Here is a 521-nt window from a genome sequence, read left to right on the forward strand (position 1 = left end):
TGAGCCTGGACGCTCACCTGGGCAAGGTCACAGTTCTGCTGGGTCGCAACGGCGTAGGAAAAACCACGCTGCTCAAATCACTGATGGGCCTGATCCCCATCAAGACCGGCACGATTGAATTCGACGGCAAACCCATCCAGGGCAACACGCCGTATGAGCGCGCCCGCGCAGGCATCGGCTTTGTGCCGCAGGGCCGCGAGATCTTCGCGCGCCTGACGGTGGAAGAAAACCTGCGCATGGGCCTGGCCTACAAAAGCGCCAGCACGCCGATTCCTGCCGAGCTGTATGAGCTGTTTCCGGTGCTCAAGCAGATGCTGAACCGTCGCGGCGGTGACTTGTCGGGTGGGCAGCAGCAGCAGCTGGCCATTGCACGCGCGCTGGCGGCCAAGCCCAAGCTGTTGATTCTTGACGAGCCCACCGAAGGCATACAGCCCAGCATCATCAAGGACATCGGCCGCGTGATCCGCATGCTGGCCGACCGCGGTGACATGGCCATCTTGCTGGTGGAGCAGTACTACGAC

1 protein-coding gene is annotated in these 521 nt (G+C 62.2%); it reads left to right on the plus strand.

What is annotated here, in order from left to right; all coding sequences use genetic code 11:
* A partial coding sequence (locus tag AC1DWI_RS26045; protein ID WP_477726316.1) for an ATP-binding cassette domain-containing protein occupies positions 1-521 on the plus strand: 521 nt, incomplete at both ends.

It is taken from the genome of Polaromonas sp. P3_C2 (assembly GCF_056402675.1).